This is a genomic window from Candidatus Bathyarchaeota archaeon (assembly GCA_026014585.1).
GTDB lineage: Archaea > Thermoproteota > Bathyarchaeia > Bathyarchaeales > Bathycorpusculaceae > Bathycorpusculum.
Genome location: JAOZIA010000024.1, coordinates 39,236 through 58,557, shown reverse-complemented (window position 1 = coordinate 58,557; position 19,322 = coordinate 39,236). Strand labels below are relative to the sequence as shown.

At 44.9% G+C, this 19,322-nt stretch carries 18 protein-coding genes and 1 tRNA gene; 13 read left to right on the top strand and 6 right to left on the bottom strand.

Features of this window, described 5'->3' with window-relative positions:
* Positions 1–150 precede the first annotated feature (150 nt).
* The 13 genes from NWF01_09450 (at position 151) to cca (ending at position 12,441) form a co-directional block, all read left to right on the top strand.
* A complete protein-coding gene (locus tag NWF01_09450) occupies positions 151–1,305 on the top strand; it encodes a PAS domain S-box protein (GenBank protein MCW4025243.1) in 1,155 nt (384 codons plus the stop codon).
* A gap of 141 nt (positions 1,306–1,446) precedes the next feature.
* The gene (locus NWF01_09445) at positions 1,447–1,581 is read left to right on the top strand and encodes a hypothetical protein (protein ID MCW4025242.1); all 135 of its coding nucleotides are present in this window, start codon (positions 1,447–1,449) and stop codon (positions 1,579–1,581) included.
* A gap of 116 nt (positions 1,582–1,697) precedes the next feature.
* Positions 1,698–1,775, top strand: a tRNA-Ala gene (locus NWF01_09440).
* 61 nt (positions 1,776–1,836) lie between these two features.
* Positions 1,837–4,077 (top strand): hypothetical protein, encoded by a 2,241-nt coding sequence (locus NWF01_09435; protein ID MCW4025241.1) that lies wholly within the window; start codon positions 1,837–1,839, stop codon positions 4,075–4,077.
* Positions 4,078–4,140: 63 nt separating this feature from the next.
* Entirely contained in the window at positions 4,141–5,175 is a 1,035-nt protein-coding gene (locus tag NWF01_09430; GenBank protein ID MCW4025240.1) for a 4Fe-4S binding protein, read from the top strand.
* 283 nt (positions 5,176–5,458) lie between these two features.
* Positions 5,459–6,064, top strand: a complete 606-nt coding sequence (locus NWF01_09425; GenBank protein ID MCW4025239.1) for a class I SAM-dependent methyltransferase — start codon at positions 5,459–5,461, stop codon at positions 6,062–6,064.
* A gap of 102 nt (positions 6,065–6,166) precedes the next feature.
* On the top strand, positions 6,167–6,877 hold the full coding sequence (locus tag NWF01_09420) for a sulfite exporter TauE/SafE family protein (GenBank protein MCW4025238.1): 711 nt from the start codon (positions 6,167–6,169) through the stop codon (positions 6,875–6,877).
* 24 nt (positions 6,878–6,901) lie between these two features.
* Positions 6,902–8,230, top strand: a complete 1,329-nt coding sequence (locus NWF01_09415) for a 2-hydroxyacyl-CoA dehydratase family protein (GenBank protein MCW4025237.1) — start codon at positions 6,902–6,904, stop codon at positions 8,228–8,230.
* A gap of 16 nt (positions 8,231–8,246) precedes the next feature.
* A complete protein-coding gene (locus tag NWF01_09410; protein ID MCW4025236.1) occupies positions 8,247–9,035 on the top strand; it encodes an acyl-CoA dehydratase activase in 789 nt (262 codons plus the stop codon).
* Positions 9,032–9,931 carry an acyl-CoA dehydratase activase gene (locus tag NWF01_09405; protein MCW4025235.1) on the top strand — a complete coding sequence of 300 codons (900 nt, stop codon included), beginning with the start codon at positions 9,032–9,034 and terminating at the stop codon, positions 9,929–9,931. Before NWF01_09410 ends, NWF01_09405 begins: the two co-directional genes overlap by 4 nt.
* Positions 9,932–9,944: 13 nt before the next feature.
* Complete coding sequence (locus NWF01_09400) at positions 9,945–10,232, top strand: 4Fe-4S binding protein (GenBank protein MCW4025234.1); 288 nt, start codon at positions 9,945–9,947, stop codon at positions 10,230–10,232.
* Between the two features lie 207 nt (positions 10,233–10,439).
* Positions 10,440–11,012, top strand: coding sequence for an RNA 2',3'-cyclic phosphodiesterase (gene thpR, locus NWF01_09395; GenBank protein MCW4025233.1), 573 nt, complete (start codon positions 10,440–10,442; stop codon positions 11,010–11,012).
* A gap of 13 nt (positions 11,013–11,025) precedes the next feature.
* Positions 11,026–12,441, top strand: coding sequence for a CCA tRNA nucleotidyltransferase (gene cca / locus NWF01_09390; GenBank protein ID MCW4025232.1), 1,416 nt, complete (start codon positions 11,026–11,028; stop codon positions 12,439–12,441).
* 291 nt (positions 12,442–12,732) lie between these two features.
* On the opposite strand, the gene NWF01_09385 is transcribed toward cca, so the two are convergent.
* The 6 genes from NWF01_09385 to NWF01_09360 all read right to left on the bottom strand — a co-directional run bounded on the left by NWF01_09385 (position 12,733) and on the right by NWF01_09360 (position 19,306).
* Positions 12,733–12,918, bottom strand: coding sequence for a hypothetical protein (locus NWF01_09385; GenBank protein ID MCW4025231.1), 186 nt, complete (start codon positions 12,916–12,918; stop codon positions 12,733–12,735).
* 21 nt (positions 12,919–12,939) lie between these two features.
* On the bottom strand, positions 12,940–13,728 hold the full coding sequence (locus NWF01_09380; GenBank protein MCW4025230.1) for an undecaprenyl-diphosphate phosphatase: 789 nt from the start codon (positions 13,726–13,728) through the stop codon (positions 12,940–12,942).
* A gap of 64 nt (positions 13,729–13,792) precedes the next feature.
* Positions 13,793–14,785 (bottom strand): SIS domain-containing protein, encoded by a 993-nt coding sequence (locus tag NWF01_09375; protein MCW4025229.1) that lies wholly within the window; start codon positions 14,783–14,785, stop codon positions 13,793–13,795.
* Between the two features lie 329 nt (positions 14,786–15,114).
* Positions 15,115–16,620, bottom strand: coding sequence for a hydroxymethylglutaryl-CoA synthase (locus tag NWF01_09370; protein ID MCW4025228.1), 1,506 nt, complete (start codon positions 16,618–16,620; stop codon positions 15,115–15,117).
* Positions 16,620–17,810, bottom strand: a complete 1,191-nt coding sequence (locus NWF01_09365; protein MCW4025227.1) for a hypothetical protein — start codon at positions 17,808–17,810, stop codon at positions 16,620–16,622. The genes NWF01_09370 and NWF01_09365 overlap by 1 nt, the downstream gene beginning before the upstream one ends.
* Before the next feature lie 104 nt (positions 17,811–17,914).
* Positions 17,915–19,306, bottom strand: a complete 1,392-nt coding sequence (locus tag NWF01_09360) for a nicotinate phosphoribosyltransferase (protein ID MCW4025226.1) — start codon at positions 19,304–19,306, stop codon at positions 17,915–17,917.
* Between the last annotated feature and the right edge of the window lie 16 nt (positions 19,307–19,322).

The following is a 19,322-nucleotide window of genomic DNA, read 5'->3' as shown; positions in this document are numbered from 1 at the left end:
TTTCCCTTATTTTATACTAAGAATTTTTTGGAATTTTATGGGCAAGTGGCCCTAAATTGTGTCCCTAAAATCCGTGAAGTGTATTTTCCTGCCCGAAACAAGTGGTATCAAACCTATGCATACGCCCCAAAAAAAGAATATATAATAATAATGCTAAATGAAATTACTGAACGCAAAAAAACTGAGCAACAATTGCTTTTATCTGAAAAAAAGTACCGCCAACTCTACGAGACAACCCGCGACGGCATCATGGCACGTGACCTACAGGGAAAAATGATAGATTGCAACAGAGCATACGCTAAAATGCTGGGCTACACCAAAAAAGAGCTAAAGCGGCTTTCTGTTCAGAATCTTTTGCCTGAAAAATGGCATGAACAACGTGATGTGGTTGTGGCAAAAGTGTTGCGCACTGGAAAATCTATCGTTTTTGAGAGGGAATACCAAAGAAAGGATGGCACTATTTTTCCAGCCTCAGTTAGAACTTGGCGATTAACCGATGGTAAAGGGAACGTTGTGGGAATATGGTCTTTAGTCCGAGATATCACCGCACAAAAACAGCTGCAAACTGACCTGCAAAAACATGCTGATTCACTGGAAAAAGTTGTGGAAGACCGAACCAAGCAGTTAAAAGACTCCGAGCGTTTGGTGGCGATTGGGCAAACCGCGGGTATGGTTGGGCATGACCTTCGTAATCCCCTGCAGACAATTACGGGGGAACTTTATTTGGCTAAAGATGCTGTTGAGTCTATTTCTGATTATGATTTGAAGGCTAACTTGCAGGAAAGCATACGTGCAATAGAGGAACAGGCAGTTTACATGGATAAAATCGTCTCTGACTTGCAGGATTTTGTGAAGCCCATCCGAATAGAAAAAAACCAAGTTGACCTAAAAAAACTGGTTAAAGATGTTTTAGAAATCATCGCATTTCCTGACTGCATTAAGGTTCAGGTTCATTTTTCCCGTAATTTCCCACTGGTTAAAGTTGACTTTCAACTGCTAAAACGTGTCATGATTAACCTAGTAACTAACGCTGTGCAAGCAATGCCCAAAGAAGGAAAACTTATCATAAAAGCACAAATAATAAATCATGACGAGGTTTCCGTTACTGTTCAAGACCAAGGCATAGGCATATCAGACGCGATTAGCCCCCAGATTTTCACGCCGCTCTTCACCACCAAACCCCGTGGGCAAGGCTTCGGATTGGCGGTTTGCAAACGCGTGATTGAAGCACATGGAGGAACCATCAGTTTTAAAAGCAAAGAAGGCAAAGGCACAAAATTCACGATTCAATTCCCAATATGTTAACCATTTTGATTAAGCTCTGCTATCAATTGAAGTGTAACCTTAAACTACCTTACATGACATAGCCATTAAATGTAAATTAATTTAAATCCTCAAAACCCACTAGTATACAAGTTCGCAAAAAAGTAGGAGGGGAAGTAAAGGATGATTTCTCGTGATTGTGATGGTTGCGGACTGCAAAAAAGCTGCATAACCCGATACCAAAAAGTTGCTCTGGGCGGCAAAGTTTATTGTCCTGATGGCACAGCACATCTAGTAGATACTGCAAGTCTTGAATAAATCCAAAAAGAAGGGCTAAACTTATGCTCTTCTTGTTTTTTTAAAACTTGTGTTTTAATTTTTTGTTAGGATGCATAATGCTTAAATGGTTTTGGTTCATGCTTAGTTTAGTTTGTGGGCTGATAGATCAGCCTGGTATGATCGCCACGTTGGCATCGTGGAGGTCGCGGGTTCAAATCCCGCTCAGTCCACCAAATGATAAATATTTTTTAGGTTTTGGAAAATTATTTATAATTGAGGCTTTTTTAATTTAGTATGCAAAAACGTAGAGCAATCACGAAGTTGCAAGTTATTCTTCTCATTGACATTATTGTTATCAGCTTAGCCGCTGCAGCATACTTGCAGTTATATCCACAGTTCACCCAAACCACAAACACGGGCGACACCATCAAACCCCCCGCTTTTGAAGTGTCCAACCTCGCAATCACCCCCGCCGAGATTAAACTTGGCGAATCTGCCTCACTCACCGCTACCATAACAAATGTTGGTGATGTAGCAGGTGACTACTCTATCGAACTTAAAATAAATGATGAAACTGTGGACAATTCAACAGGTAACTTAAACGGCGGAAACAGCACCACCGTTGAGCTACCTGTAACTGGCAGCGAAGTTGGCGAGTACACCGTGGAATTTGGAGGAGCATCAGGCTCATTTACGATTCTTCCAGCCGATGAAAACCCCAATGCAAGACCCGCACAAATCAGCATTCGCGATTTGGTTGTATCTCCCCGTGAATCGTGGCCTGGTAAGACTGTTACTGTTACAGTTAAGCTGTCTAACACTGGTGGCTCCGCGGGGTCATATAACCTGTTAGTTTCAGTTGATGGTGTTGTTGTTCAGGATAAAAATTACACCATTTTACCGGGAAAATCTATTCCTATGCCTATCCAAGTGTCCGCTGACACGTTAGGTTGGCATTCTGTTGAGGTTAACGGTTTGAAGGGCGGTTTTGATGTTGTTCCAGAAGGAAAACACACCCTTAGCATTCACTGTTACGGTCAAATAGGTGTGGCCGCGGACATAACCATAGACGGCGTACCATATACAACTCCTGTTACCCAACTATTTGATGCTGGTCCACACCTCATTGTTCTGCCACAAACAGACCCAACAGGCACATACCCCTTCATCAACTGGGGTGACTACGCCGCGTCTAGTCCAACCCGAACAATCAACCTGCAAGACCGCATGGACCTAAACGCATACTACCAAGGCGGCTCCTCATGTCCCTCACTTTATTACTGGAACGGGCAGGAAAACGTGTATGTCGCTGAAATCTCCCACGGCGGCTGGCTTGGCTACATCGGCTACATTAACCATGACGGCACAACAACTTTTGTCGGCGGAAACCCCTGGGACCACGCAAAAATCAGTAGCGCCGAGTTGGTGCCACGGCAAGTTAATGGGTCAAACTATTTTGATATAACTCTGCTACAGCGTTGGAACGAAATCATATACTTAGATGCAGCGTACATGTTAGCTGTTGACCACCCCGTAGGAACTGACGCGTATGCTTCACTGGCAAACTACATGAATCCCGTTTACACTGACACAATTTACACAACAGACACATACTCAATCAGACATCCCCTTTCTGCAGTTAACGAGAAAGGACAAAACGTGCTATCTACAATTTACGCTTTAGACGGCGTATTTTCGCCTGGAACCAGCGGAACAGAAAGCCCCGCATGGAACAATTTACAGTGGAACCGCTTAACTCTTGACTTAGGCGACCTATCAGAGGCAGAGCAAATTAAACTGGTAATTAACGGCATCGTGGATTGGGGTCCTGCTGAAACATATTATGAGTGGCTTGCCCTGTTTGATGAGGCAGTAGCTCAGGGCATAGTTCCCGACGGCACACCTGTTACTCCACCGCCATACTTGGAAGTCATGGATGCAACCGGCAATTGGGTACGTGTTTCTTCTGATGCCATGCCTATCCCCGCGGATTACGTGGCAAGAACCTTCGCAGTAAACCTAACAGGCATATTCCCCGAAGGCATAACCGATTATCAGTTACGAATTAACAACTTCTGGAACGTAACCTACGATTACATCGGTGTAGACATAAGCAATCAGGCACCAACAACCATCCAGCGGATAAACCCAATCGCAACCCTGACCTCATTGTATGACACTCCATCAGCTGCATCAGGCAACTTCACCAAACTCGGCGACGTAACACCACTGGTACTAGAAGCAGACAACATGTACGTGATTGGACGCCAAGCAGACCAAATAGAACTGCTGTTCCCTGCTGATGATTTAGCACCGCCTGCCCCAGGAATGGTTCGTGACTACTTCGTGTTTGTGGCAGACTGGTTCAAAGACATAGATGGCAACTGGGGCTATGGCTTCCCCTTCACAGTTGACCCCTTGCCGTTTATTGGCATGAGCGGGTTCCCGTACACAACGGCGGAAAGCTACCCGTATGATGAGGCGCACTTGGCGTATCTTAGAGAATGGAACACAAGGGTTATCAATCCGCCATGAGCGCGCCGCGTCACCTTTTTTCTTGTTTCTTACTTGACTTGTTAGGTTTAGGGAGAGGGACGTATGGATATAGACCTGTTAGGTAACCTACTGCTGCTGGTTATAATTGCGGGTTTAGCCTTAGCGGGCGTGCTCATTATTCAAATCTGGAAAAAAGGTTTATCCACCAAAGTCAGCTACCTACGCCTCTACATCCAGCTAATCTCAGTCATAGCCATATTTTACATTTACAGCGTCACCAAATTCTACCTCTACGTGCTCCTCGCCATTTTCTTAGCCACGATTTTTCTGGGCAGATTCTTCTGCGGCTGGATTTGCCCCTTCGGATTCTACATGGATATAGTAACTGCAATCCGCAAAGCCCTAAAAATCCCCTACAAACTTTTGCCTCAAAAACTCAACAACACTCTCAACCGCCTACGATACGTGATTTTGGGCGTGATTGTTGTGTTGCCGTTTGTGATTGGTGGTTCCCAATTTAATTCTTGGGTGTGGATGCAAATTCTGAGAGGGTCCTATCGGTTTTGGATGATTCTGCTGGCTCCACTTGAACCCCTTATTGTTCCATGGGAAAGCAGTCTTTCGCTGGGTGGCTTAAACTTTGGGTTCCCGTATGTTTCAGATATTATTCATTATGGCACTGGCAGTTATGCTTCAGATGTTGGCATTGCCGCTAATGCAGTCACCGTTGAGAGCCTCTCAGGAGGTTTACTGTTTGCTGTTGTCAGTTTCGTGGCGGTGATGTTGGCGGCTTCTTTTTTGGTGCGCAGATTCTGGTGTAGGTTCTGTCCTTCAGGCGCTTCCGCGGGTTGCCTAAACAAAGTCGGCTTAAAGGCTCTGCCTATGATGTATATTGATAAGGATGAGGAGAAATGCCCCAAATGCGGTATATGCCTGCGAGTGTGCCCAGTGCAAGTTACTGAAGTTTACGAACAAAAGGGCGGCAAAATCAAAACATCCATGTGCATGAACTGTTTCCGCTGCGTAGAAATGTGCCCCTACCAAGACACTCTCAAGGTGAAATTTGGCGGTAAAACCCTCTTTCGGTCCCGCGATTGGTTGCGTCCTGCAAACGAGCAGGAAATGCCCACCACCTAACGCCAGATTTTAAGGCTTAAAGTGGACTCGGAATTAGGTCGCTTATTAGTTCCATGATAAAAGTTTAGTCCAAAAATCGCTTTTTAGAAAATGGAAAAGTGAAAGGTTCAACGTTCCCCTTCATTCTTATAACTACCAAAATTCTAATGAGGCATCATATTTTGGTCAGAATGAGCACTACACTCATTAATAATCTTTAAATCGTTTTGATTTCTATACGCTTGTATGCACTAAGAAAATACAAAGATTCCTTCTTTGTGCAAGGATGGTCGTTAAATTGGATATGTCCGTTTCAAAAGTCAAGATAACATCTATCAGACATAATTTTGTTTATGCGGTTGCGAAAATGGTTGCTCCAAAGTTATATGAAGAGATAAAAATGTGTTCAGATGATTTTATTAATAGAAATCCAAGACCGTTCACTCTTTTTTTGAAGGAACATTTTGGGAACAAAGTTTTAGTTGGATGCGAGATCGGTTTTGGTTATGGTAAAAATGCCAAGAGTTTACTCGAGTGTCTCAATATCGGAAGGCTTTATTGTGTGGACCCTTATATAGGAAAATTAAATACTCATGTTAACGAACTAAATCTTTACTCAGCTCTTAAAAATAATAACAAAATATCCTTTCTTGGAGTCACAAGCGATGAAGCTGCAAAGCTTCTTCCGAATAACTTGGATTTTGTGTATGTTGATGGAGTGCACACGTTTGAGCAGTGTTTCCGAGATTTAGAAAATTATTATCCCTTGTTAAATAATGGCGGCTTAATTGGTGGGCACGACTTCACTATGAAATTTGAAACTGAGGTAGTAAAGGCAGTTTTAAATTTTAGTGTCAAAAAGGGTAAAGCACCAAAAGTTATCATGCCTGATTTCTGGTTTGAAAAATGATTTGAAATGATATCCTTCTAACCCTGATTTTAAGGTGGTGTTCTCTGCAATCTTTAAATTTCCCTATTCAACCATAATTTAGCTTAAAGTGAACTGGGAACCATGTCGTTTATTCCTGAGCTTGCAAACCCGTACTTGTCAGTGTTTGTATTCGGCTTTATCTACGGCATAAGCGCCTGCACAGCATCCTGTCTGCCCTACATAGCCAGTTACATAGCGGGAATCGGGGCGGGATTTAAAAAAGGCGTCCAAGTTACACTGATTTTTAATTCGGGCAGGCTGGTTTCATATGCCTTAATTGGTGCTTTAGTTGGTGCTGTTAGTGGTTTAATTAAGTATTTCACTGATGCAGCTATCTCTGAGAGCGCAGCCTTTAGTGTTTACTCAAGCATCTTCTTTGGCATAGTTACCATAATCATTGGAGCCCAAATTCTCATAAAAACTCGTCGTGGCTCTCATGACTGCGGCATCAAAGACGCCGTGGCTCTCTCTGATTCTAAGGGGTTACGGGGCAGATTTGACGTTAAAGCTTTCACGCTGGGGTTAACACGAGGTTTAATTATTTGTCCACCGCTGATTCTGATACTGGGTTACTCTGCAACGTTTACTGCACCCCTAAGTAGTTTAACGATGGCAGTTCTATTTGGGTTAGGTACTGCAATTTCGCCGTTTATCATTTTGGCGGGTGGATTAACGGGTTGGCTGTTAAATAAAGCACCTTTATTTAGAAGGTATATATCAATAGCAGGAGCATTATTGCTCATTGTGCTTGGGGTAGGCACCATCATAAACACCCTTACGGTAATCATGTAATCGGGAGAGAAGAAGGGAAAGAGCATGGGAAACCAAACCACAGAAAAAAAATATAACATACAAATAAACCCACAAGAAGCTACTGACCTAAAAAACACCATCCAAACTGCCTCCAAAAAAATCATCACCGAAAACATAGAACGCATGAAAAACACCCCCAACCGCCCCAAAACCATGGCATACTTTGACGAAATCGCCGACCTCTTCGGAAAACGCCAAACCGAACTACAAAAAGCCAAAGAAAACGGCAAAAAAATCATCGGCTACACCTGCCTATTCGCGCCAATCGAGCTTGTTTTGGCAGCCGACGCGATTCCTGTCCGCGTTAACTCAGGATGGTATGACCCCTCAAAAATCGGCGACCGCATAGTACCCGTGGAGGTCTGCCCAGTTGTACGCTCAACCATCGGAGCAAAAATGGTTAGCCTCTCGCCATTCCTTGAAATGAGCGATGCTCTAATTATGCCGCTTACATGTGATGGAAGTACTAAACTCAGCGAAATCCTAAGCGATTACACGCCTGTTTGGCAAATGGCAATTCCCCGCCACAAGGATTCTCCACAGGCGTTGGCGTATTGGAGACAGGAAATCAAAGTTGTAAAAGAACACATCGAAAAGTTGACGGGTAACAAAATCAGCCGTGGCGCCCTCAAAGCCGCTATTGAGAAAACCCAGAAAGCCACCAAAGCCTTCCGTCGTCTCCAAGACCTGCGTAAAGGCAACCCCGTAATCATGGGCAGGGACGCGATGTTGGTTAATCAGACTTACATGTGGGATGATATTGAGCGGTGGACACAGAAAACCGAGGAACTCTGCAATGAGCTTGAAGAAAAAATCAAATGCAAGGAATGGGTTTGTTCACCTGACACTCCCCGTGTACTCATTACGGGTACCCCGATGCTTTGGCCTGATAACTGGAAACTGCCCAGCCTAATTGAGGAAGGCAACCCCCAAGGCGTCATCGTCGCTGATGAGCTCTGCTCAAGTGAACGTATCGCCTATGACCCCGTGGGTGTGGATGAGTGGAGCATGGATGACATGCTTAACGCGATTGGTGAACGTTACTTGATGGCTTCCACGTGCCCCTGCTTTAGCTCTGATGATGGCAACGAAGACCGCATCAACTGGCTACTAAACAAGGTTAAAGAATGGAAAGTACAGGGTGTAATTTACTGTGTCGTGCGTGGTTGCATGTTGTATGCGATGGAGTACACCCGCGTCAAGAAAGCCCTTGACCAAAACAAGATTTCCGTTTACTACTTAGATACCGAGTACACCCGAGAGGATGTTGGACAAATCAAAACCCGCGTTGAAGCATTCCTTGAAATGCTAAACGCAAACATCGACATATAGAAAAAGGTGCAAATTAGTGATTAGTGTAGGAATGGATTTAGGAACCCAAAGCGTCAAAGCTGTCGTGCTCAAAGACGGGCAAGTGCTTGGACGCGCCAAAATCTTCTGCGGATTCGACCCAACCAAAGCAGCAGAGCAAGCCGTAGAAGAAGCACTCAAACAAGCAAACATAACCCTAAGTGACGTCGCTAATTTTGTTGCGACAGGTTCAGGCATGGAAATCGCCCCCTACAAAACCAGTACAGTTAGCATGATGGGCGCAGATGCCAAAGCAGGTGTATATCTTGTCCCACAAGCTCGCACAATCATCGACGTTGGAGCCGAAGAAGCCCGAGCCGTAAAATGTGACGAGCGCGGTATCATGTCTGATTTTGTAGTTAACGAACGTTGCGCCGCAGGTGCTGGAGCTTTTATTGAGGCAATGGCAAGAGCATTAGAAGTTAAAATCGACGAAATGGGACCTCTTTCACTTAAGGCAGAGCGTGCAAGCCCAATCAACGCCACCTGCGTAATTTTTGGCGAATCTGACGTGGTCTCGCTTATTCATCGTCAAGAATCCAAACCTGAAATCGCAAGAGCCGTTTTTGATGCAATGGCTGACCGCGTATCCAGCATGGTGCACCGTCTTGGTGTAAACCCCACAGTTGTGCTAATTGGCGGCGTTGCTAACGATGTGGGCTTTGTAGCCTCACTTAAACGCAAATTGAACATTGACATTGTTATTCCAGAGTTTCCCGAGTATGTGGGCGCGTTAGGTGCAGCATTGGTTGCAGCGAGCAGAGCAGCTAAGGAGGCGTCAAAATGAGCAATGGAAACGGCGTGGAGTTTTGGCGTTGGCAAGAGTACCACCGCATTGTCGAAGGCAAAAAATGGAAAAACGGCGACATAATCACTGCGGGTGTGGATGTTGGCTCTGTGGGTTCTAAAGCGGCAGTAGCGGTTAACGGTGAAATCTACTCATACGGCATCACACGCACTGGTTCCAACAGTCCTGAGAGCGCAAACAAAGCCTTAGGCATGGCACTGGACGATACAGGACTCAAAACAGGCGACCTCAAATACATTGTAGGCACAGGCTACGGACGCGTAAACGTTCCCATGGCAAACAAAGCCATTACAGAAATCGCCTGCCACGCAAAAGGCGCCAACTACATCTGGGGACCAACCGTGCGAACAGTGCTTGACGTTGGTGGACAGGACATTAAAGCCATAAAAATCGATGAAACAGGCAAAGTCACAAGCTTTTTGATGAATGATAAATGCGCCGCGGGAACAGGAAGAGGCATGGAAGTCTTTGCTGACCTACTACAGGTACCCATCGAGGAAATCGGTGCAATGTCTCTAAAAGTTGATGAGGAACCCCCACCAGTCAGCTGCACATGTGTGGCGTTTGCAAAAACCGAAGCTATGAATTTGTTGCGTAAGGGCTGGTCTAAAGAAAAAGTCATGGCGGCTTACACGAGGGCGATGGCTGTGCGCATGAGTAACCTAATTAACCGTGTCGGATTAGAACGTGAACTCGTGATTACGGGCGGGCAATCTAAGAACGTCGGTATCGTTAAAAGAATCGAAACTATTCTTAATCTTAAGTGTCTTCCCACGCCTAACTGGCGCGAGGGCGGCTTAGACCCAATGGTTGCTGGTGCAATCGGCGCGGCACTACTGGCTAAGGCACTCTATGACAAGGCACAAAAAGCATAATTGGTGAACCCGTGTGATTACGTATTACGGTTACAGTGATGGTTCAGGCGAATACTACATTGTAATAGATGCAGACAAATGCAATGGCTGCGGAAAATGCGTCACCGCCTGCCCCAACAGCGCGCTGCAACTGGAAACCATGCTCATCGACCTTGACGATAAAACTGTGGCTTCAGTCACGGAGCAGGAACGCAAAAAACTCCGCTACACCTGCAGCCCCTGCAAACCCGAATCAAGCAAAACCCCCTGCACAATAGCTTGCGAGCAGGACGCCATTAAAACCAGTTGGAAAACCACCTAACCAACCTATTTGCCGTCTATTAGGCTCCTAATAGCCAACCTATGCAGAAACCATAGAGGGGAGAGCCACTAATGGTTGATTTCTTGGTAATTAGTTTGTTGAATTTTTGATTGCCCCTTTAGTCAAGAAAATTAACCCCTATAATTTAGGGCACCGTTGGAAAGGATTTATCTGAGAAAAACCTAACTTTATGCTGAGGAAACAGCATTGTCCCAGTCTATACGTGCATTTATCGCATTTGACATGCAAGAACCAGCCGTTCAAACCCGACTGGCATTTGCGCAAAAAAGCTTAACCCAAACAGGCGCCGACCTCAAAGTGGTGGAACTGCAAAACATTCACATTACCCTGAGGTTTCTTGGTGACATATCCCCCGCTATGGTTGAGCGGGTTTATGGGGCAATGCAACAGGTCAAATTCAAACCCTTCACAATCACACTTAACGGTTTAGGAGTTTTTCCCAGCCTCAACTATCCCCGCGTGGTTTGGGCAGGAATAACCAGCGGTGCAGAAGAACTCAAAAACATCTTCAATCAGTTAGAACCCCCGATACGAGCTTTGGGATTTGCCGCGGACAAAAACGGTTTCAGCCCACACTTAACCATAGCACGGGTGCGTTCAGGCAGAAACAAGCAGCAACTAGCCGAGTACGTCACCAAAAAAGCACACGACGACTTCGGTAGCATCCACCTTGACTGCTTAAAACTAAAACAAAGTCAACTCTCACCCAAAGGACCAACCTATTTCACACTAAAAGAAGCACACGCACAACAAAACTAAAAAGGAACTGTTCATGCAGCAAAAAATAAACGCGATAACAAGCCAGATTCTTAGAGAAATCACGCCCACAGAAGCGCAAAGAGCAAAAATTCAAGCGTTAAGCCTGCAGCTGGAACAGAAAATTGTGGATGCCTGCAAAAAAGAGGGTGTTGATGCGGTTGTGCGGGTGGAGGGCAGCGTTGCCAAGGATACGTGGCTAACGGAGAACCCTGATATCGATGTTTTCATGAAACTGCCCAAGAATATTCCAAGAGCGAACCTCGGCGATGTCGGCTTAAAAATCGCCAAGTCCGCTGCTGGAAACGCAGAGCAAATTGAACGGTTCGCTGAGCATCCTTATCTTCAAATAATCCAAGATGATATGCGAATCGACATTGTTCCATGCTACAACGTTGAGCGGGGTCAGTGGCAAAGCGCAACCGACCGCACCCCCTTCCATACCGATTACATCAAGAAAAACTTCAATCCCGCCCTGCTTGGGGAGGTTAGGTTGCTTAAGAAGTTCATGAAGGGCATCGGCGTTTATGGGGCAGAAGTGAAAATCGGCGGGTTTAGCGGTTACCTATGCGAGCTGCTAATTATGCAGTATCAGTCTTTTGCTGGTGTAGTGAAGGCTTTCGTGGATTTTGGCAGGCGCACAGTTATTGACCTTGAAGGCTACTTCAGCCAAAACCAACGCGACCTAAACCTGCTCTTCCCTGAACCGTTCGTAGTCATTGACCCCGTTGACAAAGCCCGCAACGTAGCCTCGCCTGTGCAAACCCAAAAACTCTACACACTAATCGCCGCCTCAAGAGCATTCCTACAAGAACCCGACAAAAAATTCTTCTATCCCCCAAAAACAGAAGCGTTACCCTCAGAGGAATTGATGAAGCAGCTTGAGCATCGGGGTTCCTCACTGATGTTTGTAGTTGTTGACCAGTTAGAAGCTGTTCCTGACGTGCTATGGGGACAACTCTACAGGACACAGCGTTCTCTTAGAAAACTGCTTGAACTTGCCGACTTCAAAGTCCTAAAAGACGCAGTTTGGAGCAACGAAAAAACACAAAGCGTCTTCCTATTCGAGCTTGAAACAGCGAAATTGCCAAACGTCAAAAAACATCTTGGTCCACCACTTGAACGAAACGCAGAATGCCAAAAATTCCTCTCCAAATACGCCCAAAATCCAGCGGTGATTTCTGGACCAAGCATTGAGGAGGGTAAATGGGTGGTTGAGTTACCAAGAAAAGCCACCGATGCAGCAGCACTGCTCAGAGATAAGCTTGCGGATGGCGGGAAAAGCGTTGGTGTTGCAGATTTAATTGCTAAGTCTGTAGTGCAAAAATTGCAAGTTTTGGTTGATGAGCAGATTGCAGATGTTTATAGTGATGATGTTGGGTTTGCTGAGTTTTTGACTGTTTTTCTTTCAGGTAAGCCTTTTTGGTTATAAGAAAATTTTTATTGAAACCCTCTCTACTATTCAGGGGGTGTACCTGGTTAGAACAAGTCCTTTAAGAGAGGAAAAACTTCGGTTCCTTGCAATCGTTACCTTTTGCTACGTTATCATAATTTTTGTACTATTTCTTTTGGAATATTTTGATTGGACAAAACTTGTTCTTGCATCTATACCCGTCTTATTTTCATTTGTGAGCTTTGCAATTATCAATGAAAAAACAAAACACCAAAACCAGCCTCAAACAGTCTCAGGAAAGCAGGATACCCAAAAATTAGGAAAGATAGCTTACATTGCGCTGGGTGCTTGGTTGTGTAGTGCTGTTGTGTTTTTTGTTTTTGGTCCAGTGTTGAGTTCGCGGAAAATGTTGGTGGGTGACAATTTTTTGTGGTTTATGGTGTTTGCTTTCACAGTTGCTCCCGCTGTTGGGGGATTAATGGGGTACTTTTTGGGGAAACTGTTAGGTTTTCGCACAAACCGATACACCGCTAACCCTTAACCGATTAGGCTAAACAGCACCAGTGCAGCTCCCAAAACTAAGCAGTAAATTGAGAACATCCAGAACTTTCTAGCCTGCAATGATTTAAACAGAATCTTCAAAGCCAAAAAGCTAACTGCAACAGTGACAACCAAAGCTGCGGTTACTTCAAGGGGGCTTATGCCTGCAATCACAAAAGCGTCATGCTCCTGATACAGCGTTAACCCTAATGCGCCAATTATTGCGGGAATCGAGAGCAAAAACGAGAATTTGAAGGCTAACTCGCGTTTTATGCCCAGCAGTAGCATCACGGCGATGGTTATGCCGCTTCGGGAAATGCTTGGAATAATAGATAATCCTTGCATTATGCCTATTAAAACCGCTACGGGGTAGCTTATGTGGTTCTTGGTTTCTTTGGTGAATTTTGAGGTAACCAGTAGAGCGCCGCTGACAATTAATCCTGCACCCAAAAGCGAAAGCGTGTTAAACCATCCATCTAGCTCGTTGCCCCAGAGATACGCGATTAGGGCGGTTGGTATGGAACCTGCAATGATTGGCAGGATTAGTTTGCCGTCTTGGGACTTTAGGTTTCGATGCCACAGCGAGGAGAGAATGTTGATTATGTCTTTTCGGAAGTAAAGAAGCGTAACCAACAATGTTCCCGCATGCAATGTCACATCAAACAGTAGCGGCACGGATAAACCAAAAAAGTGCTCTGCCAACCGAAGATGCCCCGTACTGGATATTGGGAGCCATTCTGTGAAGCCTTGGATTAAGCCAAGAACTATTGATTGCAGTAGGTCCATTAGTGGTCTTCAGTAACCCTTGCCTTTAGGTGCTTTAAATCTAACTGTTAGAGTAGGTAGCGGTTTACTGTGTTACTGAGTGATACCAGCTGATTATGTATTCTGGAAGTTTTAGTCCTCTTTGTGCAAGCCGCTCTGCCAGCTTAACTGGTAAGGGGCTGAGTACGTAGGCTGCTCGTGTGTAGAAGCGTCTTGGCATAGTTGGTTTGGCATCTTCGGGCAGGATAATGGCGAGGTCGGATTTTTTGGCAAGCATGCTGTCTTTGCTACTGGTTATTGAGAAAACTGTGCCCGCAAATTTCTTGATTACTTCAGCCCAGATAATTACTGGTCGGGTTTCGCCTGAGCAGGAAATCAAAATTTCAAGGTCACCCGCTCTTGGGTGAGGAGTGTTAACCCCGCGAGTAACATATACGTTATCACCAAGGAAGCTTTTAATGTGGAAAAGCCTAACGCCTGTCATTTTAGCGACTTCATTTGCGGTTCCTTTTCCACCCAAAAACACGTTAGTACGCTTCTCCATTAAGTCTACCAGCTTGGTGTAGGTTTCTGAGTTAATGTTTGAGTCAATGATGCTGCCGATTTTCTCAAACTCATCCAAGCATAAGCTGAAAACATCATCAACTTCCAAGTTGCGATAAATTGCTTCAATCATGCTGTTCATTAGTTCCAGCGTGCCCAACTCGAAAATGTCGCCCATCATGCCTGTTTCGCTGTATTCAAAGGATGGTTTGGATTTGCCTCTGCCTTTGAGAAGGACAAGGTTGCCGTGTTTACGAGTTACCTCCGCTAAGGGGGAGTCAGTTGCGGAAGTTAAAAGCCCCATTGAAAACGTGTTGGTTTTCTTTTCTTCAATGAATCTGGCTAAGTCCTGTGCCATAACTAACGGGTCATCTGAGTACCCACTACCTGAATTCATCAAAAGCAGAATTTTCTTGTAACGCTTCTGCAAATCAGAGGCGGCATCGTACATGTTTTTACCTGGAAAACCAGGGTCGTCAGGTGTGAGTACAACTTTGTTGCGCCACCCAGCGGTTGAAAGCGCAATTTGGCTCATGGCAGTGTTTAGCGAGTAGAGGCTTCTACCTGAACCGCCGCAGATGACGCAGTCAGCAGCTTTTAGGTCTTCATATAGCGGGGCGAGCTCGCGTTTTCTTATACTTAAAATGTTTTCCTGAATTTTGTTTACATATCCGATGCTGCTGATTTTATTTTGGATTGAAACACACCCTCACAGAGACATAATTTGACAACTGTCTATATTATTCTTGCGCTTGCATGAAGATAAAACCTTTAATTAAACCCTCAAGAGTTGGCTATTCTGTATGATTTACTGAAAATTAACATGGACGGGTTTTTAAAAAATTAACCCGAAAAAAGGAAAAATTACATTCCGAGCTTTAGGCGTCGGTATGTGTTGTAGTCAAGGTATTGGCGGAATGGGTTTTCCGTTTGAAACTTCACTGTCATCTTTTGACGTGCACGCTTCTCTGGAAGTTGGCTTGTTGTCCGTAGCAAGTATGCGTCGCTTCCTGCTCCGCTGCCATAGCTTGCAACCAAAACGCGGTCATCTGGTTTGGCAATGTCTAGAATTGCTCCTAAACCGATAAGTGCGCATCCTGAATAGGTGTTGCCGATTTTGTTGATTTGCAGTGAAGGCATATATTGTTCGTCTTTAAAGCCCAGTTCTTTTGCGATTCTTACTGGGAATGCGGGGTTGGGTTGGTGTGGGACAAAGTATGTTATGTCGCTGGGTTGGAGGTTGAATTGTTCCATGAGTTTGGTTGCTGCTTTGCGAATGTGCTTAAAGTATGCGGGGTCGCCTGTGAATCTGCCGCCGTGCATGGGGAACTGTTCACCGTCTCTGCGCCAAAAGTCAGGTGTGTCTGATGTGCAGCTGTACCAGCCTTCTATTTCAGCGATAACGTCTTGTTTGCCAAAAATGTATGCTGCTCCTCCGTAGCCGACAAACTGGTCTAATTCGCCGCCGGGGCAACCGCGGGGGGCTGCTTGAGAATTGTCTGCGCCGATGCTCATGGCAAATCTGATGCCTGAACGGGGATAGCTTACCAGTGCACATGCATCTTTGAAAGTGCTTGTTGCTGCTTTGCAGGCGAACTCTGTGTCGACTGCGTCTACGCCTTGTATGTCGCCTTCTTCTTCGCCAAGTTTTAAAACCTGTGCGACTTTGCTGGCGATGGGTTTCACTGCGTATGGGTTAGATTCTGAGCCCACGGTGACTTTGCCGATTAATTTGCTGTCTAATGCTGAGTGGATAAGTGCGAGTTTTCCTGCTTCAACCGCTGCGGTGATTGAGTCTTCATCAATGAATGGGACAGCGCGTTCAATGCTTCCGTCTTTTATGCGGAATTTGGATGTGTAAACGCCGTAGCCAACGATTCCTGGTAGCTCATACTCTTTGTTTGGCTGAACAATTTTGTATTCTTGGTGTGGATAATACTCATCTGCCAAAGTGAAAGCTAACGAAATAGTTGGGACAACCTCGCTTTTTCCTACTGAGTAGCGCCTTCGGAATCTTGGAACTACTTCGCGTCCTTCGAGGCTGTCTAAATCAATTTTTTCTCCGCACAAAAGCTGGTCAGTGATTCTTGCTGGAACACGAACTTTTCCGTCATGGAAGCTGACTATGCCGTAAATGAAGTTTCCCAGTTTTGTGAACTTGTTTGTGGGTTCATTGATTAATGTGCATAATTCCAGTTTTCCTTTCTCGTAGAAGAGGTCGTTGCTGCTCATTTTACCATAGCTTTTTCTTCCACAGTCACCGCAGTAATCGCGAACCTCAAAGTATTCTTTACCGCACAATTGACAACGGCTAGCTCTTAACCTGTCGCCAAGGTAGCTGACTCTACGTTCTATTGGTTCACTGCTCATTATTGGTCTCTCCCAAGTATGCTAACATACGCTTTAGTTCCAAACCCTTCAAATTCTAAGGCGCAACCAAACTTTGGCGGGCTGGGAATTTGTCGTTCAGCTGCTTCACCACGGAGTTGACGATAAATTTCAAAAATTTCTGCGCCGCCGGTGGCTCCCAGAGGGTTGCCGTCTGCTTTTAAGCCGCCGTTAGTGTTAATGTAAATTTGTTTGTCTTCCACCATGAGCTCCTGACCTTTTGTGTTGCTTTCACGGATGCTTTTCCAGGCGGTTCCAGGTTTGCAGAAACCCAAATCTTCCAAAGAAACCATCTGCATAATTGTAGATTGGTCATAGAGTTCAACGATTTGCATGTCACTTGTTTTAACTTGTGTTTTTTTCTGAGCTTTTTCCATAGCAAGTTGCGCTGAAACAAAATGAGTTAAATCTGCACGGGCTGGATAATTAAGAAAGTCCGTGGATGAAATACAGCTTAGAACATAAACGGGATTATCATGCATTTTTTTGGCTCTCTCTTCGCTGGTTAAAACCAATGCTGACGCGCCATCGCTGACGGGTGCAAAATCAAAAAGTCCCAAGGGTTTCTGTTCTTTTTTGCGTGCATTCAGAACATGGTCAACGCTGATTTTCTTTTGGAACTGAGCGCAATTATTTTTTGTGGCATTCTCATGATTTTTTACTGAAATCTCTGCTAAAGCCAGATTCAGTTCGTCTAAATCAGCACCTTGAATGCCGTATTTTTTGATGTATGCTCTAAGCATGAGTTCATGATTAGATTCTGGTGTGCCGCCTGCATAGTAGCTCCATGGGTCGTCTAGGAGCATTAGGTCATCACGGATTTTGTCCCAGCGGTCAGTCATTTTCTCTAAACCGCCAACAAGAACCGTGTCATAGATTCCTGATTGAACAGCGTGACAAGCAGCCCACATGGCAGCACTAAATGAGCGCGTGACTTCCATGGGAACATGTAACTCGGTGAGTTCTGAGAGAAAGCCTTCCTCTAATCCAAGCTTGTTTGTGATTGGCAGAAAACAGTCGGACATGTAGCAGGCTTGCAGGTTTTTGCGTTCGATGCCGCATTCGTTTGAGGCGGCCAGCCATGCTTCTTCGATGAGTTTTTCGGGTTCTTTGCCGTAGTGTTCTCCGAATTTTGTTCGACCAACAGCAACAATAGCTGGGCGGTTTTGCATAATATTAACTCCAATTATAACTTTAACAATTTTAAAAAAAGACTATTAAGGCTTTGCCATATCCACCCAGAAATATCCTACGATAAATAATACTGCCTAAAGCCTTAGCAAGGGACAATTTCCGTTTCTGTTAACTGTTTTTTAACCAAAACAACCAATTCTTGCAGGTTACTGCTTAACTCAACAGGAAAAACGGGTGCGTCCCTTAAAGTTTGATATTTTTCTGGGAGTTTCTGAAGGTTCTCTGCGGCGTTAGCGCGGATTTGCTCAAGAGATGGTAGCTTGTAAACCCGTTTGCCCCCTTCTATGACCTTAACCAGTAGGGGTTCACCAGTTACGTTTTCGTTGTCAAGCGTAATTAAATCATGGTCAAAATTGCCTTGTATGTCCTTGAATCGGTAAACCTGCTTTCTTCCGGGCAGAGTGTGTTTGTCTTTGCTGAGTTTCATGATGGGCTGAAAACTGCCATCTGGCTCCATTGTTTCTGAGAGTTTATAGATAGCGTCAATGTATGGCCTGTCAGCTGAGGTTCCCATTTTTGTTCCCACACCAAACGAGTCAATCGGTGCATCCGCCGCAAGAAGTTCCTCAATTTTGTATTCGTCAAGGTCACCACTAACAAAAATCTTCACATACCCCAAGCCTTTACCGTCAAGGATTGCGCGAACTTTCTTGCTGGTTTGTGACAAATCTCCGCTGTCCAATCGCACACCACTCAGGCGATAACCCTGAGTCTCCATTTCTTTGGCTATCTCCACGGCTTTTTCTGCTCCTGCAATGTCATCATAAGTGTCTATGAGCAAGGTGGAGTTGTGGGGAAATGTTTTGGCAAATGCTCGAAAGGCATCTATTTCTTTGTGATACGACATAATGAAGGAGTGCGCCATGGTGCCAAAAACTTTGATGCCAAAAACTTGTCCTGCTAGCACGTTTGACGTGCCTTTGCAACCTGCAATATAGCTGCATCTTGCCACTTTCATTCCTGCGTCAATACCTTGTTCTCGGCGTAGCCCAAACTCGATGACTGCTTTGCCTTTGGCAGCATGTACTACTCTGGATGCTTTGGTTGCCATGGTGGTTTGCAGGTTTATGGTGTTTAGTAGGAAGGTTTCGACGATTTGTGCTTCAATTATTGGGGCGGTTACTCGGATTAGGGGTTCGTTTGGGAAAACTATTGTGCCTTCTGGAACAGCCCAAACCTCGCCAGTGAACTTAAAATTGCGTAGGTAATCAAGAAAATCATCTTTAAAACCCTGCTGTTTAAGATAAGCCAGTTGTGGCTCGGTAAATTTGATGTTTTCTAAATATTTCACTGCTTGTTCAAGCCCTGCAAAGAGGATGTAGCTACGGTTTTCAGGTAAGCGACGTATGAAAAGGTCAAACGTGGCTGTTTCAAAATTTTTGTGGTCAAAATAGCTTGCACACATGGTTAGCTCGTAGAAATCCGTGAATAACGCCATGTTTTCTTCTTTGCAGAAATCTAGAAAGTCACTCATACGCATAGTAGTAAAG